At 67.1% G+C, this 25,297-nt stretch carries 16 protein-coding genes and 10 pseudogenes; 10 read left to right on the top strand and 16 right to left on the bottom strand.

What is annotated here, in order from left to right; genetic code table 11:
• Nucleotides 1-11 precede the first annotated feature (11 nt).
• The 6 genes and pseudogenes from FQ389_RS05645 to FQ389_RS05675 all read right to left on the bottom strand — a co-directional run.
• Nucleotides 12-644, bottom strand: a pseudogene (locus tag FQ389_RS05645) (glycosyltransferase); the annotation flags it as partial.
• A 654-nt stretch (nucleotides 645-1,298) separates the two neighbouring features.
• Nucleotides 1,299-2,729, bottom strand: coding sequence for a mycofactocin dehydrogenase MftG (gene mftG, locus FQ389_RS05655; RefSeq protein WP_186296283.1), 1,431 nt, complete (start codon nucleotides 2,727-2,729; stop codon nucleotides 1,299-1,301).
• A gap of 7 nt (nucleotides 2,730-2,736) precedes the next feature.
• Entirely contained in the window at nucleotides 2,737-4,149 is a 1,413-nt protein-coding gene (mftF, locus tag FQ389_RS05660; protein WP_144206316.1) for a mycofactocin biosynthesis glycosyltransferase MftF, read from the bottom strand.
• Entirely contained in the window at nucleotides 4,146-4,667 is a 522-nt protein-coding gene (locus FQ389_RS05665; RefSeq protein ID WP_144206317.1) for a creatininase family protein, read from the bottom strand. Before FQ389_RS05665 ends, mftF begins: the two co-directional genes overlap by 4 nt.
• Before the next feature lie 122 nt (nucleotides 4,668-4,789).
• A pseudogene (gene mftD / locus FQ389_RS05670) lies at nucleotides 4,790-5,978 on the bottom strand (pre-mycofactocin synthase MftD).
• Between the two features lie 2 nt (nucleotides 5,979-5,980).
• Nucleotides 5,981-6,184, bottom strand: a pseudogene (locus FQ389_RS05675) (mycofactocin radical SAM maturase); the annotation flags it as partial.
• A 53-nt stretch (nucleotides 6,185-6,237) separates the two neighbouring features.
• On the opposite strand from FQ389_RS05675, the pseudogene FQ389_RS05680 reads away from it, so the two are divergent.
• The 4 pseudogenes from FQ389_RS05680 to FQ389_RS05695 form a co-directional block, all read left to right on the top strand.
• Nucleotides 6,238-6,717: pseudogene (locus FQ389_RS05680) on the top strand (DUF2332 family protein); the annotation flags it as partial.
• Between the two features lie 31 nt (nucleotides 6,718-6,748).
• Nucleotides 6,749-7,682, top strand: a pseudogene (locus tag FQ389_RS05685) (VOC family protein); the annotation flags it as partial.
• Nucleotide 7,683: 1 nt separating this feature from the next.
• A pseudogene (locus tag FQ389_RS05690) lies at nucleotides 7,684-8,490 on the top strand (carotenoid oxygenase family protein); the annotation flags it as partial.
• 75 nt (nucleotides 8,491-8,565) lie between these two features.
• A pseudogene (locus FQ389_RS05695) lies at nucleotides 8,566-8,997 on the top strand (VOC family protein).
• Between the two features lie 18 nt (nucleotides 8,998-9,015).
• Here FQ389_RS05695 and FQ389_RS05700 read toward each other — a convergent pair.
• The 7 genes and pseudogenes from FQ389_RS05700 to FQ389_RS05730 all read right to left on the bottom strand — a co-directional run bounded on the left by FQ389_RS05700 (nucleotide 9,016) and on the right by FQ389_RS05730 (nucleotide 14,220).
• The gene (locus FQ389_RS05700) at nucleotides 9,016-9,450 is read right to left on the bottom strand and encodes a hypothetical protein (RefSeq protein ID WP_144206320.1); all 435 of its coding nucleotides are present in this window, start codon (nucleotides 9,448-9,450) and stop codon (nucleotides 9,016-9,018) included.
• A gap of 77 nt (nucleotides 9,451-9,527) precedes the next feature.
• The gene (locus FQ389_RS05705; RefSeq protein ID WP_144206341.1) at nucleotides 9,528-10,001 is read right to left on the bottom strand and encodes a type II toxin-antitoxin system Rv0910 family toxin; all 474 of its coding nucleotides are present in this window, start codon (nucleotides 9,999-10,001) and stop codon (nucleotides 9,528-9,530) included.
• Between the two features lie 4 nt (nucleotides 10,002-10,005).
• Complete coding sequence (locus tag FQ389_RS05710) at nucleotides 10,006-10,200, bottom strand: antitoxin (protein ID WP_144206321.1); 195 nt, start codon at nucleotides 10,198-10,200, stop codon at nucleotides 10,006-10,008.
• Between the two features lie 59 nt (nucleotides 10,201-10,259).
• Nucleotides 10,260-12,238: pseudogene (locus tag FQ389_RS05715) on the bottom strand (HAD-IC family P-type ATPase).
• 285 nt (nucleotides 12,239-12,523) lie between these two features.
• Nucleotides 12,524-13,102 carry an MBL fold metallo-hydrolase gene (locus FQ389_RS19190; protein WP_313901956.1) on the bottom strand — a complete coding sequence of 193 codons (579 nt, stop codon included), beginning with the start codon at nucleotides 13,100-13,102 and terminating at the stop codon, nucleotides 12,524-12,526.
• Nucleotides 13,103-13,220: 118 nt separating this feature from the next.
• On the bottom strand, nucleotides 13,221-13,364 hold the full coding sequence (locus FQ389_RS19195) for a hypothetical protein (protein ID WP_260860522.1): 144 nt from the start codon (nucleotides 13,362-13,364) through the stop codon (nucleotides 13,221-13,223).
• Nucleotides 13,365-13,488: 124 nt separating this feature from the next.
• Nucleotides 13,489-14,220, bottom strand: a complete 732-nt coding sequence (locus FQ389_RS05730; RefSeq protein ID WP_144206322.1) for an enoyl-CoA hydratase — start codon at nucleotides 14,218-14,220, stop codon at nucleotides 13,489-13,491.
• A 26-nt stretch (nucleotides 14,221-14,246) separates the two neighbouring features.
• On the opposite strand from FQ389_RS05730, the gene FQ389_RS05735 reads away from it, so the two are divergent.
• On the top strand, nucleotides 14,247-15,749 hold the full coding sequence (locus tag FQ389_RS05735; protein ID WP_144206323.1) for an acetyl-coenzyme A carboxylase carboxyl transferase subunits beta/alpha: 1,503 nt from the start codon (nucleotides 14,247-14,249) through the stop codon (nucleotides 15,747-15,749).
• On the opposite strand, the gene FQ389_RS05740 is transcribed toward FQ389_RS05735, so the two are convergent.
• The 3 genes from FQ389_RS05740 to FQ389_RS05750 all read right to left on the bottom strand — a co-directional run bounded on the left by FQ389_RS05740 (nucleotide 15,695) and on the right by FQ389_RS05750 (nucleotide 19,919).
• Nucleotides 15,695-16,129: a TetR/AcrR family transcriptional regulator gene (locus FQ389_RS05740; protein WP_260860523.1), complete on the bottom strand. Its 435-nt coding sequence runs from the start codon at nucleotides 16,127-16,129 to the stop codon at nucleotides 15,695-15,697. The two genes, FQ389_RS05735 and FQ389_RS05740, sit on opposite strands and share 55 nt — an antisense overlap.
• Nucleotides 16,130-16,593: 464 nt before the next feature.
• Nucleotides 16,594-18,729, bottom strand: coding sequence for an amylo-alpha-1,6-glucosidase (locus tag FQ389_RS05745; protein WP_144206324.1), 2,136 nt, complete (start codon nucleotides 18,727-18,729; stop codon nucleotides 16,594-16,596).
• On the bottom strand, nucleotides 18,726-19,919 hold the full coding sequence (locus FQ389_RS05750) for a glycosyltransferase family 4 protein (RefSeq protein ID WP_144206325.1): 1,194 nt from the start codon (nucleotides 19,917-19,919) through the stop codon (nucleotides 18,726-18,728). Before FQ389_RS05750 ends, FQ389_RS05745 begins: the two co-directional genes overlap by 4 nt.
• A gap of 135 nt (nucleotides 19,920-20,054) precedes the next feature.
• On the opposite strand from FQ389_RS05750, the gene FQ389_RS05755 reads away from it, so the two are divergent.
• The 5 genes and pseudogenes from FQ389_RS05755 to FQ389_RS05775 all read left to right on the top strand — a co-directional run bounded on the left by FQ389_RS05755 (nucleotide 20,055) and on the right by FQ389_RS05775 (nucleotide 25,292).
• Nucleotides 20,055-21,401 (top strand): MFS transporter, encoded by a 1,347-nt coding sequence (locus FQ389_RS05755; RefSeq protein ID WP_260860524.1) that lies wholly within the window; start codon nucleotides 20,055-20,057, stop codon nucleotides 21,399-21,401.
• Nucleotides 21,352-22,062 (top strand): two-component system response regulator PrrA, encoded by a 711-nt coding sequence (gene prrA / locus FQ389_RS05760; RefSeq protein WP_139813522.1) that lies wholly within the window; start codon nucleotides 21,352-21,354, stop codon nucleotides 22,060-22,062. Before FQ389_RS05755 ends, prrA begins: the two co-directional genes overlap by 50 nt.
• A gap of 15 nt (nucleotides 22,063-22,077) precedes the next feature.
• Complete coding sequence (locus FQ389_RS05765) at nucleotides 22,078-23,418, top strand: sensor histidine kinase (RefSeq protein ID WP_144206326.1); 1,341 nt, start codon at nucleotides 22,078-22,080, stop codon at nucleotides 23,416-23,418.
• A gap of 69 nt (nucleotides 23,419-23,487) precedes the next feature.
• Nucleotides 23,488-23,740: pseudogene (locus tag FQ389_RS05770) on the top strand (DUF2630 family protein); the annotation flags it as partial.
• Between the two features lie 15 nt (nucleotides 23,741-23,755).
• A pseudogene (locus FQ389_RS05775) lies at nucleotides 23,756-25,292 on the top strand (phytoene desaturase family protein).
• Nucleotides 25,293-25,297 lie beyond the last annotated feature (5 nt).

Raw genomic sequence — 25,297 nt, forward strand, 5'->3', positions numbered from 1 at the left:
CCGCGATACCGCTAGGTGGTAGCGCGGCTTCGGCTGAACGTCTGTAGATGGGATCCGGTCATCGGCGACTCAGCGGCGATGGTTTCCACCAGATCGACGGCCGCCTTCACGCTCGCGGCCGGTTTGGTCATCCGCTGTGCAATATCGCGGGCACGAGCTGCGCATTCCGGAGCAAGGACGGTACCGAGAGCGCTAATCAACGACTGCTTGGTAAGACCAGACAAGCGCCGTGCAGTGCCCACTTTCAATCGTTTGACCACGACACCCCAGATGGTTTGATCGAGGTCTGCCGACAGGATCAAGGTGGGAACTCCGGCGCGCAGGCTCGCTGCGGTGGTGCCAGTGCCGCCGTGGTGCACAACCGCGCGACACGCCGGAAATACGGCGGCGTAATTCATCGCTTTCACCACTTTGACGTGACTCAGAGTTGCGGTATCGCCGCAATCTGTTGCAGCAGAGTAAATCAACGCTCGCTCGCCCAGCTGAGCACAAGCTGTGCTGACGATTTTGAGCAGTTCGGCGGGAGACTTAACCGTTATGCTGCCAAAGCCAAAGAAGATTGGCGGCCTCCCTGCGGCAATCCATGCCGCGACCTCCGAGTCGGTGTCAGCCTGCAATTCCATCGTCAATGCGCCGACATAAGGGCCTACGGCCACGCTACTCGCGGCACTAGATCCGTTGCGCCTCAGCATCACTTTGGTCTCGCGACGACATCCGCTGCGGAACCTACTCGTCTACGGGTTCGGCGGGCTGACGGCGTGCATTCCGACGATCGTCATTCCACTGACACTGCTGCGGGTCACACCCATGTTTGGGTCGCGGCCCCGGATGTTTGCCACCCTGACGGCAAGTCCCCCACACCCAAGCCGATCTCACCACTTCTGGTCAAAGACCGGGACCCGGCCGGGAAGAGAAGATCGCCGATTCGGCGGCGGCGCAGGTTTGTCCTCGATGCCTGGGATGCCGGATCCGTGTGGGTCGCGTTCGTTATCGGTCTGATGTCGAGTGGTCCACCCCTCGACGGCCTCCCCTTCCTGCTTGCCATCGTCGCGTCTTCGCGAGCCGACATCGGCACCACGTCCAGCGTTCTTGCAGCCTTCATCGTCCAGCCTTCATCGTCGGGATGTTCGGGGTTGTCGAGATTGTTTTCGTCAGGCATCTGGCGGCACCGATCAGAACCCGAGCACTACTCGGTGTGGTGCATGACCGGTCGCTGGCGCACCGTCCCCGCATCCTTGCGGCTGTCTTCGCTCTGCTTGGGATGTCCCTGCTGGTCAGAAGCATAGGTATGCGCACACTCAGCGGACGAACGGGGCAGCGCGATGCCCCAGCATCACGATGGTCGCGTGCGGTCCGCGAGCGGTGACCGTAGGTAGGATCGAACCGTCGATCACCCACAGATTCTCGATGCCGCGCACCCGGCACTCCGGGTCGACGACGGCACGCGGGTCGCCGTCGACGCCCATCGGCGCGCTGGCGCACAGGTGCTGGGAGGTGGCCCACACCGGAGCCCCGACATGCGTCGCTGTGCTCGCCAATTCGCGGGCCAACGCGCTTCCCCGGTGCAGGGCCGCGACATCCTCGGGCTCGCTGTCATAACGGTGCTCGATGCGCGGGGGCACCGCGGGATCCGCCGACACCAGCAAGACACGGCCCCGGGCCCGCGGTCGCATCAGCGCGACGCCGAGGTGCGGCCAGTCGGGATGACCGGAGGCGCCGTCACCGGTCATCCCGACGAAGCCACCGGTGTACGGCCTGATCTCCACGTCGTCGGCGGTGGTCAGGACTACCTCTAGCACCGGCCGTCCGGAGGCGACCGTCCAGTCGGTGGGCAACACCCATTCCGGGTGGTCGCTGCAGGACATGCCCACCGGAAGCGGCACCACCACCGGCACACCGAGCGACCGCAACATCGCCTCGTCACCGATACCCGACAGCATCAGCAGATGTGCCGATTGAATGGCGCCGGCGCACAAAACGATTCGATCGGCGCTGAATGCCATCGCCCCCTCCGGGCTCACCGCGTCGACGCCCACGGCCGCGGCCTGGTTGAATCGCAGCCGCACCGCCCGGGTTTCTGCCAGCACGGTCAGGTTCGCTCTGCCAAGGGCGGGGAGCAGATACGCTGCACCCGGACCAATCCGTACCCCGTCGACGATGTTTAGCGGCACCGCTCCGACACCCGGAACCAATTGCGGTCCAACATCATTGAGATCGGCAATCCAGGAAAAGCCGGCGCGGTCTGCCGCATCGATGAAACGTTCAGTGGGACCGGTCATTTCTTGGGTTCGACGAACAAGTATCGGTCCCGAATCGCCGTGCGCAGGCCCGGTGAAATCCAGGTCGGTCTCGATCGCGCGGAGATGCTCGGCGACGTCGGACCACGCCCAACCGGGTATGCCGAACCGATCGAAGTCCTGTGGTAATCCGCGACAGAAATATCCGCCATTGACGGCCCCGGAGCCGCCGATCGTCGCGCCGCGCACGATCGGCGCCGCACGGACGGGCCGATCAGTGAGCGTGGTCTGATACCGCTGCACCAGCGGGCTGCGGGCCCCGATCGGCAGCTGCAGCCCATTACTGGTCTGCGAGAGCAGAACCGGATCGGTGAGCGCGGGACCGGCCTCCAGGACCGTTACCTCGCAGCTGGAGTCGGCGGAAAGACGTTCGGCAACAACCGATCCAGCACTTCCGGCGCCGACGATAAGCACATCGCTGTGCACGATCAGGTGGCGGCTAGCTGAGGATCTGTGGCTTGAGTGCGCGCAGATTACGTTCGCGCAGCACGCCCCACCACAGCCCCAATCCGTAAGCCAGGTCGTCGACGCGTTTGAGCAGTAGATAGGTCAGCAACCCGATCGTTTCTGCGTCGTCACCGGTGGCGTCCCGGCGGCGCATCCAGTCCACCACGCCGTCCATCACCGCCGCGACCACCACGACGTGTCTGCAATGGCGCGACAGCATGGCCGCGACCAAGGCCACCGGCCAGTAGTGCCGGCAGATGGCCGAGGCGAGCTGCAGCGCCGCCGACCATAGGCCACGCGCCGCGATTATCAGCACGTCGCTGAACGAGGTCTCGGTGCCGCGCATGGCCTTGGCAACGCGCCGGCCGGTCAGCAACGCGATCACGATCGACGTCAGCTGGGACAGGCTGGTGCCGAGCGCTATCAATATCCAGGACATCAGGGCCCAACCCGAGATCACCACCGGGGCCGTCTTGTCCGGGTGGCGCACCGACAGCGGCGCCGCAGAACCGCCGTAGAATGCCTTGCGCGCAAGCCAATCCCGCAATTGCGTCCGGTGATCGTGCGCGACCAGGGCAATCGGCTCATAGCGCAGACGGGCACCGGCTTCGATGAGCCGCCAGCATAGGTCGACGTCCTCACCGGACTGCATGGTCTCGTCGAACCCACCGACCTCGCACAGCGCCGCACGGCGGCAGATGATCGCCGCGCTCGGGACATAGGAGACCGTGCTGTGCGGCAACACCGGCGCTTCCCGCTGCCCGAGGTCCAGCGAGGAGCGCACCGCCTCGTAGCGCGCCACGACGTTCTCGCTGTGCGCCAGGCCGACAATGCGCGGCGCCACCAGCGCCACGGTGGGGTCGCAGAAGTGGCCGAGGAGTGCCTCGAGCCAGCCGCGCCGCGGGGCCACATCGGAATCCAGGAAAGCGACGAAGTCGGTGGTGCACGCCGCCAGCCCGGTGTTGCGCGCCGCGGCCGGACCCCGGCTGCGAGGGTGGTGCAACACCTCGATGTCGCAGTACGTGCCGGCGAAGTCGTCGGGCTGAATCGGCGTCAACGAACCATCGTCCACCACGATGACACGCAAGCCGCGCAGCGAACTGACCAACCTTCTTACTCCAGAAACGTTGTCGCGCACCGGGATTACCACGGTCACGTCGCGGTGTGAAGGACCCCCCGCGGGGCGCGGATGCGCGACGGTGGCGTCGAGCAGCGTGCGGGCCAGCTGGGCGCTGACGTCGTCGCGGACTTTCAGCCGGCCATCTGAAAGCATGCCCTGGGCGGCCGGTGCGAGCTTCAGCAGCCGGGTCGGCGATCCGCCCAATAGGGCCGACCCGTCGCCGAGCACCCGCACGCGGCGATCCACCTGGACGGCGAACCCGTCCGGTAGTCGAGGTGAGCTCATGTCAGCATTCCGTCGGGGCCGGGCGACCAGCGCCCGATTCTGCGCACACAGCCGTCCACCATCTCTGTGAAGATCCCCCGGCCCTCGGCCGCGGTCGCGGTGGTGGGGTCGCCCAGCAGCAGTGCCAGCGCGTCGTTCCCGATCGAAATGGTGCCGCGAAAACTCTGATGTTCGCCGCTGGCGCCGTAGGCAATGGCGGGCGCCACCGACCACGCCCCGTGCAGCTGGGCTTCGCACGCCGTTTCGACCGCACGGCAGACCGCGGTGGCGATCCGGGTGTCGGTGTCCAACGGCAGGTGTGGACCATGTTGCTCGGTCGAGCCCAGCGGGATCAAAATCGACAGCGAGATGCCCAATAGGTCGCTCGACGTCGCAGCTCCTAGTTCGCCGAGTACGGGCAGTCGGTGATGGTAGGACGAATTCACCTGGTGTGCACCAATTGTTCTGCGTTCAAAATTATTTTTTCCTGGCCGGTTCATCAAGGCGCCGAAACTCTCCTCGTCCGTCACGGTTGTCACGCGCGTATCAAAATTTTCGCACACGTCGATTTTCGCTGGCAATCGCCAATTGGAGCCGAATCGCGCGATATCTTGGGCGAGCCGGCCGACGTGCCCGCATTTTGCCCGGGCGGCACCCGCGGCTAGGCCTGCCCGGCCGCCGGCACACCGAGCGCCCGGGCGAAACCGTCCGGCACCAGAACGTCGGCCGGGCTCAGGTCGTGAACCGAAGCGTGTCCCAGCCCCATGAGTGCCGAGTCGATACCACCGCGCATCACATCGAGGACATTCTCGACCCCGGCTTGACCGTTGGCGGCCAGCCCCCACAAGTAGGGCCGACCGATCATCACCGCCCGCGCCCCCAGCGCCACCGCTTTCACGACATCGCTGCCGCGCCGGATGTCGCCGTCCAGCAACACCTCGACCTGGTCGCCGACGGCCGCCGCCACCGCGGGCAGCGCGGATGGTCGCCGGCGTCCCGTCCAGATTGTTGCCGCCATGGTTCGACACCGAGACCGCCGAAACACCGGCATCCACAGCGCGTTTCGCATCATCGACCCGCATGACTCCCTTGAGCATGAACGGACAGCCCCACAGCTCGCGCAGCCACGCGATGTCGTCCCAGGTAGGCGGGGGCGTGCCCATCCACTCTCCGTAGGCAGCAAAGAAGGGCGGGCCCGGCTCGCCCCGGCGGGCCTGGTTGGGCACCGACAACGTCGGCGGACGCATGGTCTTCGCCCACGTCAGGAACCACCGGGTCCTGACGGCCGCCTCCGGGGACAGCCGCAAGACGGTCCGCAGGTTCATCTTTTCGGGGATCTTCGGACTGCCCCAGTCGCGCCCGTGCGAGAAAGACCAGTCGGTGGTGACGATCATGCCGACCGCACCGGCCGCACGGGCGCGATCCACCCGTTCCGCGAACGCGTTTCGGCCGCCCAGCCAGTACACCTGGAAGAACAATTTGGAATTTGCGGCTATGATTTTTTCGATCGGCTTGCTGGCAAACGAGGACAACCCCATCGCCGTTCCCCACGTCGCGGCGGCGCGCGCCACGGCGACCTCGCCGTCCGGGTGCACCGCCTGGATACCGGTCGGTGAAATCAACACCGGCATGGAAATGTCTTGTCCCATAACCGTGGTCGACAATTCACGCTTTTCTTCCGCACCCACGACATGTGGCGCGAAACCGAGCTCAGCGAAAGCCTCGACGTTGTCAGAAACCGTAATTCCCTTTTCGCTGGCCGCGATCAGGGCCGAATAAACCGACTTCGGCAGGCGGCGCTTGGCGCGTTGCTGCGCAATGGCAACGGTCTCGAACCATTCGTCGGCCATGGTCACACCGGGCTTTCAGTACACAGCCGTGCCGGCGGGTGCTGCGGCGGCCGCACCGACAGAGTCAGCGGCACCGGGTGGCGGACACGCTGCCCGCGCGAATGGTCGGCACGCGGGCGCGGCGTCTCCCGATCGCGGGCCAGCGCCGAAACGCTATGTACCTGAACGCATTCGGGGTCCGGACCGTCCATCGGCAGGCCGGTGAAGCCGCAGAACCATCCCTGCGAGCGCAGTGTGTGCAAAAGGTGCTCGTTGGTGTGTGTCCGGCCAAGAAGACGACTCGTCGGGCGCGGCGGTGCCGTTGCGGCTGCTGGGTGGTCTGCACCGGCTGGTGCTCGACGGCCGGGCATCGGCGTTGCGCCGTTGGTATCCTCGTACCGGCGGCAGCTGGGACGCCGACCGCGCCTGGCCCGAGATCACGGTCGTCGCCGATGAACATGCCGACGCGCTGCGTGCCGCCCTGGGCCACCCACCGCAGATCAACGAGGTCGGGCGCTCGGCGGCATTGATCGGTGCGCTGCTGCGGCTGAATCACGAAACACGGCTACCCATCCGGCTTGTCGAGATCGGCTGCAGCGCCGGACTCAATTTGCGGGCCTACCAGTACCACTACCGCTTCGACGGCGGGCAGTGGGGACCGACCGCGTCACCGGTCACCATCGACGACGCCTGGCACGATCAGTTGTCCCCGCCCGGCGACGTGCGGATCGTGGCGCGACACGGATACGACATCGCACCCACCGGTCGACGTGACCAACGACGACACCGAATCCGACCCGGCGCCGCGGCCGGCGGCACTGCCCTACCTGGCCGTGGCGGATGCGCGCGCGGCCATCGGCTGGTACGCCGACGCGTTCGGGCGCCGCCGTCGTCGGTGACTCGATCGTCATAGACGACGGGCGGATCGGGCACGCCGAGCTCAGGATCGGTGCCGGTGTGCTGTACCTGGCCGACGAATACCCGGAGCTCGGGCTGAAAGCGCCTGCACCGGACGCCGTTTCAGTCAGCCTGATATTGCCGGTCGCCGACACCGACGAGACATTACGTCGAGCACGCGAACACGGGGCCACCGTCGAGCGCGAGGCCTACGAGAATTACGGAAGCCGCAACGCAACCCTCATCGACCCGTTCGGTCACCGCTGGATGCTGTCCGGGCCGACGGTCGCGACCGTGCCCGGCATCCGGCACGGCGACATCGCCTTCGTCTCGCTGTGGACGCCCGATGCCGAACGAGCAGCCGCGTTCTACGGCCACGTGCTGGGCTGGACCTACGATCCCGCGTCGCATCAGGTGACCAACACCGACCTGCCGACGGGCATCTTCGCCACCGAACGACCCGCCACCCTGTTCTGCTGCTACGCCGTCGAGGACTTGCCCGCGGCGCGCACCGCGATCGCCGAGCACGGCCTCGTGCTCGGCGCCACCGATCCGCAGGGCATCCCGTTCGCGGTTCACCAGCCCACCACAGTCCGAAAACGACTGTAAATCGACGGATCTGGTCCTGGTGAGCTGTCCTACGTCACCTACCAAGTCCCCGATGCGGCCAGATTCCGCGACTTCTACGGCCGGTTGCTGGAGTGGACGTTCGAACCCGGCAGGGTGGCCGACAGCTGGCAGGTGTTGAGCACACATCCGATGGCCGGTGCCGCCGGAGGGAGCCCGGATCCGATCACCGTCCCGATGTGGACGGTGGCCGACATCGACGTTTACCAAAAACTACGCGATACTCAACGATTTCCCGCTGTTCTAGAATCCTCGTCTGCTCGAGCACGACGTGCACCTGCCCTGGTTCGATCCCGACCTGCCGTCGCGCTTCGCGGTGATACCGCGACGCGGCTCGCCCGAGGACATTCGCTGGTTCGAGGCGGACCCCAACCTTCGTGCTGCACTTCACCAACGCCCACGATGACGGCGACGAGATCGTGTTGAACGGTTTCTTCGATGGCGACCCACAGCCCCTCGATATCGGAGGTAGGAAGTGGGAGAAGCTGTTTCGGTTCCTCGCGCTGGACCGGCTGCAGGACCGCGTGCACCGGTGGCGGTTCAACCTGGTCACCGGCGTGGTCAAGGAGGAACAGTTGTCGGACTCGATCACCGAGTTCGGCACCATCAACCCCGGATACGCCGGCGGCAGCTATCGCTATACCTACGCGGCAACGGGCAAGCCGGGCTGGTTTTTGTTAGACGGGCTGGTCAAACACGATGTGGTCACTGGGGGACCAGGAGGCGTTCTCGTTCGGCAAGGGGTGTGTACGGCAGCGAGACCGCGATGGCGCCGCGGGTGGGCGTGGCCGCCGAGGACGACGGCTACTTAGTCACCCTGACCACGGACATGAACACCGATGCCTCCTATTGCGTGGTGTTCGACGCCGCCCAGGTAGCCGACGGTCCGGTGTGCAAACTGCAACCGCCGGAACGTATTTCCAGCGGTACCCACTCGACGTGGGCGCCGGGCGACCAGTTGCGGCGCTGGCGCACCAGCGATTCGGCGGTCGCCGCCGTCGGGCTGTGAACTCAGTGTTGCTGCGACCCGTCCACCATTACATGGCGATGACCCCCTACGTCCCGACGTAGTATCCATTGGCCCATGCACTTGGAGCCGATCGGCGAGATTCGCTTTGCCCGCAGATCTGCGAATTTCGAAGAGACAGTGCGGTTTTACCGCGAGCTGGTCGGTCTGCCGCTGTTCGAGACGTTCGAGGCCAGCTACGGCAGCAACGGCGCGATCTTCGGTTTGCCCAGATGGAACCTTACGATGGAGATCGTCGAGGCGACCGATGGCGAGGTCGCGTTCGACAACCACGAACAGTTGTGCCTGTACTTCCCCGAATCGGCAAGCCCAGCAGGCCGCGATCGCGCGTCCTGCAGCCGCCGGGGCACCGGAAGTGCAGCAGCACCCTACTGGGTGGCGACGGGTGCCGTCACGTTTCGCGACCCGGACGGCCGGGAGGTGGTGTTCGCTCCGTTCGTGTTCGGAGTCAACCAGCCCAGCGACAGCGTGGTGTCGGGCAAACACTAATTCCCGACGCGCTGAGTTTCACCGACCGGAGCCACGCGAGACAACGGCCACGATCAGCGACGCCACCGAAGACACAACCGCCCCCCCCGCGGCACCCCCGCCGATATAGAAACCGTATTCCGCGGACACCGGCGGGTGAACATTGATCTTATAGTACCACGCCACCAGCACCCCGATCAGCAGCGAAATGAGCAGGGCGGCAACCGAAGCAAGCCGGACCAAAAGGCCACGGCCCAGCATTGCCCCGGACACCAGCAACACCGAGGACAACAAGGTGATGAGCTGACCCGGGCCGAAGCCATGCGGCAACTGCAGGCTGCCGTGTTTACCGCCGATAGCGCTGGCCCAGCCGCCGCCACCGTCGGAGGTCGTCAGCCACGGCAGCCACCCGCTGACCGCGATCAGCAAGGCATACAACGCAACCAACCATCCGAGGCGTAGGCGGCTTGTCATGCTGCGACCTTAATCGGCCGTCAGACCCGCCGTCGTGCGCCACGCAGAACCCGGGCACCCGGGAACGTGGCAACAAATCAGTGGCCGAGGCCGTGAGCTCCGTTCCTGCCGGGATCGGCGGCGGTGAACACGGTGACGAACCGTTCCAGAGACTGGTCGATGTCGCTGCGCAGCGCGGCGGCGACGATCATGCCGATCGGCCCGAACAACGCCGGTCCCCCGAGGTGCACATCGAAACTTACGACCGAGCCGTTGTCTTTCGGTTTGACCTTGGCCAGCAGCTTGACCCGGACACCGCCGACGCCGTCGCCGTTGAGGGTCATCGCCTCCGGCGGCTTGTAGTGCACGATCGTCCATTTGATCCGGTTGAGCATGCCCTTGACCTCGACGATCGATTCGATCACCGTGCCCTTTTGCAGGTCGTCGGGCAGCGCGCTACGCCAGACGCGGTGGATGCTCAGCCAGTCCTTGTAGCGGGACAGGTCGGAGGCGTGCTTCCAGGCCTCCGCAGGGGACAGCGGGACGTCGATGGATCCGGAAAGTTTCGCCATGTGCTCAGTTGTGCTGGTCATCGTCATCGGCGGCGGCTGAAGCCGCGGCCTTCTTGGCCTCCTCCTGCACCTTGTGAATGGTGTCGGAGTACTTACCTTGCGTCTTGTCGTCGACGAACTCGCCGGCCTTGTCGATCGCCGTCTCGACCGTGTCGGCATGCTGCGTCAACAGATCCTTGGCCTTGTCCAGGAATCCCATCTGTTGTCCCTTCGCCGCGGATCCCCGGGGCCGCCGGGGACCCTCTTGCTGGCAGCACCCTACTTGCCGATGCCGGTGTGGCCTAAATCACCCTCGCCTGCCGGTGGCCGCCACAACCGCGGCTCGATCCCGAGGATCCTGGCCCGGATCCACCAGGTGGCTTCGATTGCCGCCGCGCCCGCGACCCCGATGCCCACCGCGGTGAGCGTCACCACGTGATCCGACGGATCCAGCAGAAACTTATGTTTAGCCAGCGGGATGCTGAAAATCGCGAGGTAGGCTTGATGTTGTCGATCACCCGCCGGCCCTCGCCCACGACATAGGGAAGCGTGGCAAATTTGTTGTCAAACAACACTATCTGGGTCACTGCGCGCGACGCTGGACTACCGGCTCCCATAGCCACACCGATGTCCGCATCCTTGGGCGCCAGCACGTCGTTGACGCCGTCGCCGGTCATCGCCACGGTGTGTCCATACGCCTGCAGGACGTGCACGATGGCACGTTTCTGATCCGGCCGCACCCGCCCGAAGATGGTGTAGGCGTCCAGGGTGTACGCCAACGCGGCGGGGTCCTCGGGCAGGTGGTGGGCGTACAGCGCCTCACCGTGCAAGCCGAGCTTGGCCGCGACGGTGCCGACCGACACCGCATTGTCGCCGGAGATCACCTTCACCGAAACATGCTGTGCTGCAAAAAATTTCATCGTTGAGCGCGCGTCTGTCCGCACCTTCTGCTCCAGCACCACCAGCGCGGCCGGCGTTACCCGGCCGGGCGCACCCGGGTCGTCCACCGCGAGGTCTGCGACGCCGAGATGCAGCACCCACAGCCCGCGCGCCGAGCTGTTCGGCCTGCGCGGCCGCCGGTGACCCCGGTTCGAGCAATACGTCGGGCACGCCGATCGCCCAGTTGCCGTGCTCGCCGAAGGGCACCCCGCTCCATTTGGTGGCCGACTTAAACGGGTCCCACGCCGTGGCGGTCCAGCCGGGCGGCCGGCCGCAGGCATCGGCGATCGCATGCATGCTCGCATTGGGACGTGCGTCGGCCACGGCCAGCGCGGCGAGTGCATCGGTCACCGCCGCCGAATGCTCACCGGCAAGTTCGATGACCTCGGAAACCCGCATACCGCTTTCGGTCAGCGTGCCAGTCTTGTCGGCACACACCACGTCGACCCGGGCCAATCCCTCGTTGGCCGTTAATTCCTGTACCAGACAACGACGTTGGCCGAGCCTGATGACGCCGGCCGTAAACGCGATCGATGTCATCAGCACCAGGCCCTCGGGCACCATCGGCACCAGCGCGCCCGCCGTCCGCAGCACCGACTCACGCCAACCCGCATGCGTGGTGAAAACATCTGCGTGTAAATCGTCAAAAGGCCGGCCGGCGCCAGGAGGTAGGTGATGAACTGCAGAATCCGGTTGATGCCGTTGCGCAGTTAGGATTTCACCAAAGTGAATTTGCTGGCCTCCGCGGCGAGCTTGGCGGCGTAGACCGCCTCGCCCACACTAGTTGCGCGGTAGGCGCCGGTGCCGGCGACGACGAAACTTCCCGACATGACCAGATCGCCGGCATGCTTGCCGATCGGGTCGGCTTCCCCGGTCAGCAACGATTCGTCGACCTCCAGGTTGTCGCCCTCGACCACCTGGCCGTCGACGACGATCTGGTCTCCCGGGCCGAGCTCGATAATGTCGTCGAGCACGAACTCGCCGGGCGGCACTGCGCGAGTAACGGATTGCCTGCGCACCGACGCGCTTTGCCTGCCCGACGATGGCGAGTGCATCCAATGTCCGTTTTGCCCGGATCTCCTGGATCATGCCGATGATGCTGCTGGCGATGATCAGCAGGCCGAACAGGCCGTTGAGCCCATCGCCACCACGATCATCAGCAGCACACCCAGGATCGCGTTGATCCGGGTGAATACGTTGGCGTGGACGATCTCCGCGACGCTGCGGGTGGCGCGTGCCGGAAGTGCATTGGTGCGCCCGTCGGCCATCCGCTGGGCCACCTCGACGTCGGTGAGGCCTGCGGCGACGACGCGGGTCATCGGGTGAACGTTCCCAGCTGGTCGGTGTCGTAGTACTCGAGATTCAACCTGGCGCCGGGGAAACCGGAGAACACCGTCTTGGAAATCGTTCCGGGCGGCGCATTTTCGTCGGTTATCGAGAAGGTGAAGGTATCGCCGTCCCAGTGGGGTCAGCGGGGTCCGATTCCTGGGTCCTGGGGCCGCTACGCACCCGGCTTCGCCGGCACCACCGCATGGGTGCTGCCGAACCCGAGCGGTCTCAACAGAAGCTTCACGCTTGACGACCTCGTCCGTGCGTACACCGAGCTACGTTGTGCACTGGAACAATCCGGTCCGGGTCCCGCTACATCCGCCACCACGGGTGCAGGCGCGGCGGCCCGGCAGCGTCGACGCGCTGGCCGGGAACGGGGACCGCAACCGCGACGTCGGCGCTCTGCGCGGCCGCGAGCAGCCTTTCGGGGGCTCGGCCCACGGGTGCGGGGCCAACCGGAAGGTGCCCCAATGGGTGGGCATCAGCAGCCCGGACCCGGCGGCGTTGAGATCCTGGTGGGCCCGCACCGCTTCCTCCGGATTCATGTAGGATGTCCGACCACGCGGGGTTGTAGGCGCCGACCGGCACAGGGTCACGCCGAACGGCCCGTGGTCGAAGCCGATCTGCTCGAAGCTCTTGGTGTACCCTGCGTCCCTGCCGAAGTAGACCCGACGGGGGTGGGACCGATGGTGGCCCCAGGAGGCCCACAGGGTGTTGTTACGGTCGGTGAAGCGGCCCGAAAAGATGGTCGTAGTGGTGGCTGATGACCACGGGCAGCGCCTCGAGCGCCACCGGCGGCGGGTGCAGACGCTCGGGGACCCACCACGTCCGACGGCGAACACCGCTGGCTCCACACCGGATCGGTGAGCACCCGTTAACCGTCGATCTCAAGCAGCGCCGTGGAGTGGCCCAGCCAGCTGACCGCCAGGAGGCCGGGGTCGGCGTCGAAGGTGCCCGGCGCCGCCAACGGGATCAGGTCGGGCGGCCGACTCCGACCGCGTGGCCGACGAGGTCCCACGCGATCAGCGTAAGCTGCTCGCGGTTCAGGTCGGTATTCGAACGTGGCTCGAGGTTGAGGAACGCCCCGTCGCGGCAATTGGGCGAGTGTTGCGTCACCGCCCCGATCGAGACTGGATCGGCACCCTAGGGCGGCCGGTGCCCCATGCAGCACCCACCCGCCCGCGGCACCCTCACGCTTGCCGCGGGCGGGTGGGCCGCAGTGCGGCGGGCACCATCCCTGTCAGGCCCCTTGAAACCTCGGTGGTCGCTTCTCGACCCGGGCAACTTGCGCTTCGATGACGTCCTGGCTGGCCCAGGCCTTGTCGAACAATTCCTTGTGCACCGGCCAGGCCTCCTCGATCGCGCCGTCGTCGTTGAGTACCCGTTTGGCGTGCTGTATAGCCAGCGGCGCCAGCACGGCGATCTCGGCTCCCCAGGCCTGGGCGTCGTCCAGTGTCCCGATCCGGTTGGCCATTCCGGTCAGCAGTGCCGTTTCGGCGGTCAACTTCTCCGCGGCCAGCAGCATCGCCCGGGCGCGGCCGTGCCCGACCAGCGTCGACAACCGACGGATGCTCCAGTTATCAAGGGCCAGACCGTATTTCGAGGTCGGGAATTGAAAGAACGCGTCCGGTGCGACGACCCGCAGATCACACTGCATGGCCAGCTGCAGGCCCGCGCCGATCGCGGGGCCGTTGATGGCGCCAATCACCGGAATGGGAGCCGCATCCAGAGCCTTGTGCAGTTCGATGAGCCGGTCCGGATAGTCGGCCGCGAACGCATCGCCGGACAGGTCCGCGCCCGCGCAGAACACCGCGCCCTGCCCGGTCAGCACGACCGCGCGGGTAGACCCCTCACTGGCCTTCAGCACGGCCTCGCGCAGTTCGTCGACCAATTCAGAGTTGAGGGCGTTGCGACGCTCCGGGCGCTGCAACTCGATGGTCATAACGGCTTCTACCTGGGTGATACCGATCATAGCGACACCCTATATAGCCTCATGGCGTGAGTCGCATCATGACCAAACAACTGCAGGATGCGGTGCTGGACGAAGGCTCCTTCGTGAGCTGGGACAGTGAACCGCTGGAGATACCAATCAGCGATGCATACGCACAGGAGCTCGCCGGCGCCCGGGCCGCCACCGGCCTGGAAGAAGCCGTGCTGACCGGGGAAGGCCGAATATTCGGGCGCCGGGTGGCGCTGGTGGTGTGTGAGTTCGGTTTTCTCGGCGGGTCGATCGGCGTGGCGGCAGCCGAGCGGATCACCAACGCGATCCAGCGGGCCACGGCCGAGCGCCTTCCGCTGCTGGCCTCGCCGAGTTCCGGCGGTACCCGCATGCAAGAGGGCACGGTCGCGTTTGTGCAGATGGTGAAGATCGCTGCGGCCGTCACCCTGCACAAGCAAGCGCACCTGCCCTATCTCGTCTACCTGCGCAACCCCACCACCGGCGGGGTTTTCGCCTCGTGGGGGTCGCTGGGCCACATCACCGTGGCCGAGCCTGGCGCACTGATCGGCTTCTTCGGGCCGCGGGTGTACGAACAGCTCTACGGCGAGCCGTTCCCGAAGGGCATCCAGACCGCGGAGAACTTGCACCGCCACGGCGTGATCGACGGTGTGGTGTCCATGGAAGAACTGCGACACACGACGGACCGCGCGCTGAAGGTCATCGTCGACGCCCCGGAGGAATTGCTCGCCCCGCAGCACGAAGAGCCGATTCCCGATGTGCCGGCGTGGGATTCGGTGATCGCGTCGCGGCGCCCGGATCGTCCCGGCGTCGGACATTTGCTGCGACACGGCGCCACCGACCGGGTGTTGTTGTCCGGCACCGGTAGTGTCGAGGCCGCAACCACCCTGTTGGCACTGGTTAGGTTAGCGGGCCAGCCCGCGGTGGTCCTCGGCCAGCAGCGTGTCACCGGTGAGCTCGTCGGGCCGGCATCGTTGCGGGAGGCCCGCCGCGGAATGGCGTTGGCCGCCGAGCTGCGGCTGCCCCTGGTGCTGGTGATCGACACCGCGGGCCCGGCGCTGTCCGCCGAAGCCGAGCAGAGTGGGCTGGCCGGTCAGATCGCCCGGTGCGTGGCCGAGCTGGTGACCTTGGACACCCCGACGGTGTCGGTGCTGCTCGGTCAGGGCAGTGGCGGGCCCGCATTGGCGATGGTGCCCGCCGACCGGGTGCTGGCCGCCCTGAACGGCTGGCTGGCGCCGCTGCCGCCGGAGGGCGCCAGCGCGATCGTCTTCCGCGACACCGCGCATGCTCCCGAACTGGCTGCCGCCCAAGGCATTCGATCGGCTGATTTGCTGCGCTCGGGCATCATCGACGCGATCGTGCCGGAGCATCCCGACGCGGCCGAGGAACCGATCGAGTTCTCCCAGCGGCTGTCGCACGCGATAGCCATGGAGGTCCGGTCGTTGCGCTACATCCCCGGCCCCAAGCGGATGGCCGCGCGATTGCGGCGCTACCGCAACATCGGGTTGCCCGCCGCGTCATCGGCCTCCGGCACTCCGAGATAACGCTGGATCGTCGGGCCGAGCCGTTCCACGACCTCGTCATGGCTCAGCTCGACAACCGGCGGAAGCCGTAACACGAAGCGGCACAAGGCCATACCGAGGATTTGGGTCGCCACCAGCCCGGCGCGCGTGGCGACCTCCTTTTCGGGCACCAGCGACGCAGCCAGCGGTTGGATCTGAGCTTGGAAGATTTCCTGCATGCGTTGTGCGGCGTCGCTGGAGCGCAGGAGGATGACCAGCGCGTCGTCCTCCCAACGTTCGAGAAAATGCCGGACCAGCGACCGTCCGAGCTGCGTTCGGTCCAGCGCCGTGACGTCGGGGAAGCGGAGGTCGAACTCCGCCGCGGCCGCGAACAGTTTGTCCTTGCTGCCGTAGTAGCGCATAACCATCGCCGGGTCCACCCCGGCGTCGGCGGCGATGCCGCGGATCGTGGCTATTCCCGTCGACTTCAGCGGACTGCCGACCGAGCATCCCTACAAGCTAATACTCTACGCAGGTCGAGACGAACGGCTGCTGCAGCGATTGCACGAACTCTGCGGCATGGTGATCCGACCGAAGGCCCGCCCTGAGCCACTTCACCCAGGATGCCGACGGCGTGACGGCCACCTTCGTGACGGCGACAGCATCCGCGCCGGCTACCTGGTCGGGGCCGACGGCATACACAAGCACAGTGCGGGTGCAGGCCGGAATTGGTTTCGCAGGTGGCGAATTCAGCGAATCCTTACACGCTGGCTGACGTCCCACTGTCCGGTGCGGCACCACGCGAAGAGGTCGTACTGTTGTATGCCCGGGACGGCTTGACGGTGCTTGAGCCCTTGGCTTTGCAGTTGAGCGGCCTGAGCCGCCGTCAACGGCCGGCCTCATCGATCGCCTCGGGTGTCACCAGCTGCCAGTCGGCGGACAGACCGTGCGCCTTGGCCGTCTCGCCCTCGGCTTCCAGGTGCACTGTGCTGGAGCCCAAGCGCAGATTAGTCAACGTGATCCGGCCCCACTCGACCGGCAGCCGCGGCGCGATCGACAAGGTGCGGTTCGGCACGTGCGGGTCGAGCCCCATCGCCGAGCGCAGCAGCAGCAGCGGCGCCGCGCTGGCCCATGCCTGTGGCGAACAGGACGTGGGATAAGGCACCGGCGCGCCGAACTGAGTGCGCGGAAAGCCGCAGAACAACTCGGGCAGGCGCCCGCCGAAAGCCGTTGCGGCGTCGAGGAGTCCGTTCGCCAGATGCTGCGCCAGCTGCACCGCACCGGGCACATGGCCGTAGCGCAGCAGGCCGGCCACCGCGATGGCGGTGTCATGCGGCCATACCGAGCCGTTGTGGTAGCTCATCGGGTTGTACGCCCCCATCGTAGTAGCCAGCGTGCGCAGCCCGAAGCCGGAATCCATCTCCGGCCCGGACAGCCGCTGCACGATGGTCATGGCGTGCTCATCGGTCGCAATCCCGGTCCACAGGCAATGGCCGACATTGCTCGTCAACGCATCTACGGGGCGCTTGTCTCCATCCAAAGCGACTGCATACCAACCCTTTTCGGGTAACCAGAACGCCTCGAGGAACCTGTCTTGCAACAGCTGCGCCCGCTCGCGCAGTCGGGCCGCGCTGCCGGTGTCCCCCAGCGCATCGGCGAGTTCCGCCCGGGCCAGCAGCGCCGCGTACAGGTAGCCCTGCACCTCGCACAGCGCGATCGGCGGCTCGGCGATGTGGCCGGCCGCGTCGTTGATGCCGTCGAAGCTGTCCTTCGAGCCCTGGTTGATCAGCCCCCGGTCGGTGGCGCGCCGGTATTCGACGAAACAGTCCCCGTCCCGGTCGCCGTACTCCTCCGCCCAGGCCAGCGCGGAGTCGGCCGCGGGCAGCAACCCCCGGATCACCGCTTCGTCGGCGCCCCAGCGCCAGCATTCGGCGAGCAGCATCACGAACAACGGGGTCGCATCGGCCGTGCCGTAATAGACGCCGCCCCCCAGCACGTCGGCACTGTCCGGGCCATGCCTGAGCTCGTGCATGATGCGGCCGGGCTGCTCCTCGGTGACGGCGTCGACGCGCCGCCCCTGCAGCGCCGCGAGCCGCTGTAGGGTACCGATCGAGAGTCCGACATCCAGCGGCAGCGCCATCCACGCGGTCAGCAGGCTGTCCCGGCCGAACAAGGTCATGAACCACGGCGCACCCGCCGCCACATAGGACCGGCGGCCGTCGGCGTCGTGAATCAGCAACGCCCCCAGATCACTTTCGGTTTGCGCCAGCACCTGGGCCAGTGCGGTGTGGTCGGTTTCGACCGTGGTCGCACTGTCGCGCCACGCCTCGATCTTACGGGCCGGCGCGCTTTTTCGCGCGGTCTCACCACGCGGCGCGCGGGTCCAGACCTTACGGTTCCCCCACGTCGGATGCACCGTGATCTCGGCCTGCCAGCGTCCCCCGGGCGGCACCACCACCCGCCAGTTCAGCGACCCCGGCAACACGATCGGGTCACCGGTGGCGGACACCGTCAGGCCCCGCAACTGGTCCCGGCCCCGCAACACGAGTTCGGATCCGGCCACCGTCTTCTCGGCCCCGCCTACCGGTGCCCGCCCCTCCTTGACCGCGAACAGGTCCGCGAAGTCCGCGTCGGCGTGCAGTTCAAGGGAGACGACCGTGCTCTCCTTGTCCATGTTCTGTAGCCAGATCGTTTCCCGCAGCCCGTCGGTCACCAGTCGCTCGCGCACGATCAGCAGTGTGCTGTCCTGCCCCGACCGTGGTCGGCGCCGCAAAATGAATTGCGCGGCAAATGCTTCCGTCGATTCCACGGACAGCGCATCGCCGGTTTCACCGTCGACGCGCAATTCCCAGCGCGACAGGACCCGCGCGTCGCGGAAAAACAATCCGTGTGCCCTGCCGACCACGACGTTCCCGTAGCGGTCAGACAAGCAGAAGGTTGCGCCGTCGACCAGCGTCACCGTGTCGCCGCCCGAACCGATCTGAACCGGCGAGCCGCTGTTGAAGGGCGTCGGAGCCGTCACGCGGTGACCTGGCGGATGACGAAGTCATGGACGCGCCTGCCGTGCCCGAGCGATTCGACCAGACCCTTGCCTCGGGCATGACGATGTGGATCGCCGGCCTGGCCCAGCACGCCACGGTAGATCTGCTCATACGCCGAGCCGAACTGAGCCACACCGAAATTGGCCGCGACGTGGCGCCGGCAGGCATGCGGGTCGAACGTTCGCACCCGGTCTATGGCGGCGGGCAACTCGTCAGCGTGCTCGCACACCACGCCCGTCACCCCGTCGACGACGACTTCGGGCACCGCCCCGCCACGCAACGCCACGACCGGCGTGCCACAGACCATCGCCTCGATCATCACGATTCCGAACGGCTCCTCCCAGCCGATGGGGAACAGCAGACAACGGGCGCGCGACAACAGCTTTCGCTTGTTGACGGCGTCGGCCTCACCGACCACGTGGTCGCTGTCGGACAACAGCGGCCGCACGCACTCCTCGAAGTACTCCTTCTCGGCCGATTCGTTGCATTTGCCGGCGAGCACCAGGGGGATCCCTGCCTCGTGCGCCGCCCGCACCGCCAGATGGGCGCCCTTGTAGGGTGCGAACCGACCCAAGAACAGCGCGTAGTCGTGCTTCTCGGTCTCGAACGGCCATTCGTCGATACGCAACGCATTGTGAACGCGGCCAACCCAATTCAGATCCGGGGCCAGCTCTTTTTGGCGGTCGCTGATCGCCACCAGCCCGACATTGGCGCTGAGCTCCCGGTAGTACGGATACAGATCGTCGTCGATCGGCCCGTGCACCGTGACCACCGTTGGCACCCGCAGCGCGTGGTAAACTGGGGCGTTGATGGGTCCGGCGAAGGTGTGGTCGTGCACGATGTCGACACCGTCGGTCGCGGCGATCCGGGCCACCGCGCTACGCACCTTCAACGCGTGCATGACTTCCGGATACGGCTCGCCCAGCCGGTCGGGAATGGCGCGCTCCCACAGCGGGACGAAGTCGGCCACGGTGCCCGGCCGCCCGGCGCCGAGTAGCGTGACCTGGTGGCCGCGGGCTACCAGCGTGTCGGCCAGGTCGGCGACAACCGCCTCGACGCCGCCGTAGCCGGAGGGCGGGATGTCGAAGTACGGCGGGGCGACCAGCACGATCCGCAGGGGACGGCTGGACTCCACGGAGGTGGTAGGTAAGACGAATTCGGCGCCGCGCATCGACGTTCTCCTCCTCAACAACTTCACCACACGCGTTAGCACTCTCACCTGACGAGTGCCAATTATGGCCGATCTCCGGCGGTCCGCCAAGCGCGGAGTTGCGCTGCGCCGGTGCACCTTCGCCACAATCGAGGCATGCCTCATCGGGACAGGGCGATGGTCTTCCGGCGGGACCGCGTTGCGCTGCAGGCGCTGAACTTCTTCATGGCGGACATGGAAGCCGGCATGGGTCCTTTTCTCGGCGTGCTGCTCGCCGGGCGCGACTGGACCACCGGCACCATCGGAGCGGTCATCACCCTGAGCGCGATCGTCGGCATGCTGACCGTCGCCCCGGCCGGCGCACTGATCGACGCCACCACCCGGAAACGGGCCTGCGTCGTCGTGGTGGGCCTCGGCGCCGTCGCGGCTTCCGCCGTCATCCTTATCTCGGGCCGGTTCTGGGTCGTCGCCGCCGCGCAATCCGTCATGTGCATCTCGGGGGCCACCATCGCCCCGGCCGTCATCGGCATCACGCTCGGGCTGGTGGGACAGGCCGGCTTCACCGCCCAGAACGGGCGAAACCAGGCCTACAACCACGCGGGCAACATGGTCGGCGCCGCCGCCTCCGGGCTGGTCGGCTGGGTCTTCGGATATGCCGGGGTGTTCTGGCTCTCCGTGGGATTCGCGGGATTGGCCATCCTGTCCGTCCTGGCGATCCCCGCGGCGCGGATCGACAATCACATCGCGCGCGGCGAGGCCGCCGAGGCCGGCAGGCCCCCGATCAAGGGGATGCGCGTGCTGCTCGAATCCCGACCGCTGCTCGCTCTGGCCGCCGCCCTAGTGCTGTTCCACCTGGGAAACGCAGCGATGCTGCCGCTCTACGGACTGGCCGTGGTCGCCACCCACGCCAACCCGTTCATCACGGTGGCCGAAACCGTCGTCGTCGCGCAGGGGGTGATGATCGTCGCGTCGCTGGTGGCGATGCGGATCGCCCAACGCCACGGCTACTGGCCGGCCATCCTGATCGCGTTCGGCGCGCTGCCAGTACGCGCGCTGCTCGCCGCAAGCACCATCACCACCTGGGGCGTCATCCCCGTGCAGATCCTCGACGGCGTCGGCACCGGCATGCTGTCGGCAGCAGTGCCGGGCCTGGTCGCAGGGGTGCTCGAAGGCACCGGGCACATCAATGTTGGCCAGGGCGCCATCATGGCGGCGCAGGGCCTCGGCGGCGCGCTCAGCCCGGTCCTGGGCGGCGTGGTCGCCCAACATCTCGGGTTCCCGGTCGCCTTCGCCATGCTCGGCGCCCTGTCCCTGGGATCGCTGGTCATCTGGGTCGGGCTCGCCGCCACGGTGCGTCCGGTCGACTGCGCGAGGCCGCCGACCGGGGCAAATCGTCGATCGGAAAGCGCCGACCCGGTCGGCCTCCCGCAGCCGACGCCAACAATCCGGCAAAATGGGCGACATGGACTCTGGTGTCACCTCACCTCGGGTTTTGGTCGTTGACGACGACTCCGACGTACTCGCCTCCCTGGAACGCGGGCTGCGGCTGTCCGGGTTCGAGGTATCGACCGCAGTCGACGGCGCGGAAGCCTTGCGCAGCGCCACCGAGACCCGGCCGGACGCGATCGTGCTCGACATCAACATGCCCGTGCTTGACGGCGTCAGTGTTGTCACCGCGCTGCGGGCGATGGACAACGACGTACCGGTCTGCGTGCTGTCCGCCCGCAGCTCGGTCGACGACCGGGTGGCCGGGCTGGAGGCGGGTGCCGACGATTACCTCGTCAAGCCGTTCGTGCTGGCCGAGTTGGTCGCACGGGTCAAGGCGCTGCTGCGTCGCCGCGGCGCCACGGCGACGTCCTCCTCAGAAACCATCACGGTGGGGCCACTCGAGGTGGACATCCCCGGTCGGCGGGCCCGGGTCAACGGCGTCGACGTGGATTTGACCAAGCGCGAATTCGACCTGCTGGCGGTGTTGGCCGAGCACAAGACGGCTGTGCTATCCCGCGCGCAGCTGCTGGAGCTGGTGTGGGGGTACGACTTCGCCGCCGACACCAACGTGGTCGACGTGTTCATCGGCTACCTGCGCCGCAAGCTCGAGGCCAACGGCGGCCCCAGACTGCTGCACACCGTCCGCGGCGTTGGGTTTGTGCTGCGCATGCAGTAGGGCGCAGCCACCGCCATGAAATTCCTGTCGCGGATCCTGGCCCGTACCCCGTCGCTGCGGACCCGGGTGGTGCTCGCGACAGCCATCGGTGCGGCGATCCCGGTGCTAATCGTCGGCACCGTCGTCTGGGTCGGCATCACCAACGACCGCAAGGAACGGCTGGACCGCCGGCTCGACGAGACCGCCGGCTTCGCGCTGCCGTTCCTGCCCCGCGGCCTGGAGGAGATCCCCCGTTCGCCCAACGACCGCGACGCCATCATGACGATCCGACGCGGCAGCCAGGTCAAGTCGAATTCCGACGTGACACTGCCGCAGCTGGACGTCGACTATGCCGACACCTACGTCCACGGTGTGCGCTACCGGGTGCGCACCGTTGAGATCCCCGGGCCGCAGCCGACCTCGCTGGCGGTCGGCGCGACTTACGACACCACGCTGGCAGAGACCAACAACCTGCATCGCCGGGTTCTACTGATCTGCGGGTTCGCCATCTTCGCGTCGACGGTGTTCGCCTGGCTGCTGGCGTCCTTCGCGGTGCGCCCGTTCAAACAGCTGGCCCAGCAGACCCGACTGATCGACACCGGCGACGAGGCGCCGCGGGTCGAGGTGCACGGCGCCACCGAGGCCGTCGAGATCGCCGAGGCCATGCGCGGCATGCTGCAGCGAATCTGGGACGAGCAGAACCGGACCAAGGAGGCGCTGTCCTCGGCCCGCGACTTCGCCGCCGTGTCCTCACATGAACTGCGCACCCCGCTGACTGCGATGCGCACCAACCTGGAGGTGCTGTCCACCCTGGATCTTCCGGATGATCAGCGCAAAGAGGTGCTCAACGACGTCATCCGCACCCAGTCCCGGATCGAGGCAACGCTGACCGCGTTGGAGCGGTTGGCCCAGGGCGAACTGTCCACCTCGGACGACCATGTACCCGTCGACGTCACCGAGCTGCTGGACCGCGCCGCCCACGACGCATCCCGGATCTATCCCGGCCTGGATGTCTCCTTGGTGCCCTCCCCCACCTGCATCATCGTCGGGCTGCCGGCCGGGCTGCGCCTCGCGGTCGACAACGCGATCGCCAACGCCGTCAAGCACGGTGGTGCGACCCGGGTCCAGTTGTCGGCGGTCAGTTCGCGAGCCGGTGTGGAGATCGCCATCGACGACAACGGCAGCGGCGTGCCCGAAAACGAGCGGCATGTGGTGTTCGAGCGGTTCTCCCGAGGGTCGACGGCGTCGCACTCCGGGTCAGGGCTGGGGCTGGCGCTGGTCGCCCAGCAGGCCCACCTGCACGGCGGCACGGCCTCGCTGAAAGAGAGCCCGCTGGGCGGCGCCCGGCTACTGCTGCGGCTGCCCGCCCCGCGCTGACGCCCTGGGCGGCTGGGAAATTCACCGTCGGCAGGGGTTACCAACACGCGCGTCGGGCACACTGGAGCGATGAGCGATGGCAGCAAACCGACCGACAGCGACACCCTGGCGCGCATTCGCTCCCTGGTGGCCGAGGAGAAGGACCTGCGGCGCGGCCTGCTGCATAGCGATATCAGCGAGTCCGAGGAGCACGAGCGGGCTGCGCCGGCTCGAAGTCGAACTCGACCAATGCTGGGATCTGCTGCGGCAGCGTCGTGCGCTGCGTGAAACCGGTGGTGACCCGCGGGAGGCGTCGGTGCGTCCCGCCGGCCAGGTCGAGGGGCTACCTAAGTTAGCGATGCCCCTCGACGACGGGACCGACGATGACGTCGATTGTGACGCGGTGGTCGTGGGCGGAGGCCACAACGGGCTGGTCGCGGCCGGCTACCTGGCCCGAGCCGGTCTGCGGGTGCGGCTGCTGGAGCGGCTGGCCCAGGTCGGCGGCGCCGTGGTTTCCGTGCAGCCCTTCGACGGGGTCGACATCCGGGTCTCGCGGTACTCCTACCTGGTCAGCTTGCTGCCCGCCCGCATCGCCACCGACTTGGGCGCCGGGATACCGCTGGCCACGCGGCCGGTGTCGTCGTACACCCCCAATCCCGCAAGCGGCGGTCGCGACGGTCTGCTGATCGGATCACCCGGCAACACCTTCAGCGCCATTGGCGCCGCCGGCTGATGACCGAGCGGCTCTGGCCGACGCTGCTGGAACCGGTGCGCACCCGCGAGCAGGCGCGCCGGCTCGTCCTGGACGGCAACGACGCCGAAGCCGCCACGGCGTGGCGGGCGATGGTCGACGAGCCGATCGGACATGCCATCGCCGAGGCGGTGCGCGACGACCTGGTCCGCGGGGTGATCGCCACCGAAGCGCTGATCGGTATCTTTACCCCCGTCTCGACGAGACGTCGCTGCGGCAGAACATCTGCTTTCTTTACCACCTGATCGGCGGGTACTGGGACGTCCCGATCGGCGGAATGGGGGCGGTAACCGCCGCCCTGGCCGCGGCGGCCGTGCACCACGGCGCCGAAATCGCCACCGGCGCATAGGTTTTCCAGGTACAGCCGGACGGCCTGGTGTGTTTCCGGCGAGACGGCGAAGAACACCGGCTACGCGCCCGGTTCGTGTTGGCCGGCGTGACGCCCCGGCGGTGCTGGCCGGACTTCTCGACGAAGAGCCTCCGCTAGCCCCGGGAGCGCAGGTGAAGGTGAACACGGTGCTGCTGCGCCTGCCCCGGCTGCGCGACACCACGATGCGCCCCGAGCAGGCGTTCGCCGGGACGTTTCACGTCAACGAGACGTGGTGCCAACTGGATGCGGCCTACACCCGCGCCGACGCCGCGGTGCTACCGAACCCGTTGCCGTGCGAAGCCTCTTGCCACTCGCTGACCGACCCGAGCATCCTGTAGGCCGGGCTGCGCAAGGCGGGCGCCCAGACGATGACGGTGTTCAGCCTGCACACCCCACTCATTGCTGCACGCCGACCCACCGGTATCCCGCGACAACCTCACCGAATCGGTGCGGGCATCGCTGAATTCCGTTCTGGACGAACCGATTCAGGATGTGTTGAGCAGCGACGCGCAGGGCCGGCCATGCATCGAGACAACGACCACACGGGATTTGGAGCAGTCCCTGGCGATGACCGGCGGCAACATCTTTCACGGCGCGCTGTCGTGGCCGTACGCCGATGACAGCGAGGTGCTGGATACGTCGGCCCGGCGCTGGGGTGTGGCCACCGCCCACCAACGAATCATGTTGTGCGGGGCCGGTAGTCGGCACGGTGGCGGCGTATCGGGTATCGGAGGGCACAACGCCGCCATGGCGGTGCTAGCCTCGCTCGGGTAGGAGCG

This window comes from Mycobacterium tilburgii (assembly GCF_902168065.1).
Taxonomy (GTDB): Bacteria; Actinomycetota; Actinomycetes; order Mycobacteriales; family Mycobacteriaceae; genus Mycobacterium; species Mycobacterium tilburgii.

What these genes read in the sequence shown, in the direction of transcription:
- mftF (WP_144206316.1), bottom strand. Translation starts at nt 4,149, where the DNA reads ATGAGCTCACCTCGACTACCGGACGGGTTCGCCGTCCAGGTGGATCGC.
- FQ389_RS05765 (WP_144206326.1), top strand. Translation starts at nt 22,078, where the DNA reads ATGAAATTCCTGTCGCGGATCCTGGCCCGTACCCCGTCGCTGCGGACC.
- FQ389_RS05755 (WP_260860524.1), top strand. Translation starts at nt 20,055, where the DNA reads ATGCCTCATCGGGACAGGGCGATGGTCTTCCGGCGGGACCGCGTTGCG.
- FQ389_RS05710 (WP_144206321.1), bottom strand. Translation starts at nt 10,200, where the DNA reads ATGGGATTCCTGGACAAGGCCAAGGATCTGTTGACGCAGCATGCCGAC.
- FQ389_RS05705 (WP_144206341.1), bottom strand. Translation starts at nt 10,001, where the DNA reads ATGGCGAAACTTTCCGGATCCATCGACGTCCCGCTGTCCCCTGCGGAG.
- FQ389_RS05750 (WP_144206325.1), bottom strand. Translation starts at nt 19,919, where the DNA reads ATGCGCGGCGCCGAATTCGTCTTACCTACCACCTCCGTGGAGTCCAGC.
- prrA (WP_139813522.1), top strand. Translation starts at nt 21,352, where the DNA reads ATGGGCGACATGGACTCTGGTGTCACCTCACCTCGGGTTTTGGTCGTT.
- FQ389_RS05700 (WP_144206320.1), bottom strand. Translation starts at nt 9,450, where the DNA reads ATGACAAGCCGCCTACGCCTCGGATGGTTGGTTGCGTTGTATGCCTTG.
- FQ389_RS05740 (WP_260860523.1), bottom strand. Translation starts at nt 16,129, where the DNA reads ATGCGCTACTACGGCAGCAAGGACAAACTGTTCGCGGCCGCGGCGGAG.
- FQ389_RS05730 (WP_144206322.1), bottom strand. Translation starts at nt 14,220, where the DNA reads ATGATCGGTATCACCCAGGTAGAAGCCGTTATGACCATCGAGTTGCAG.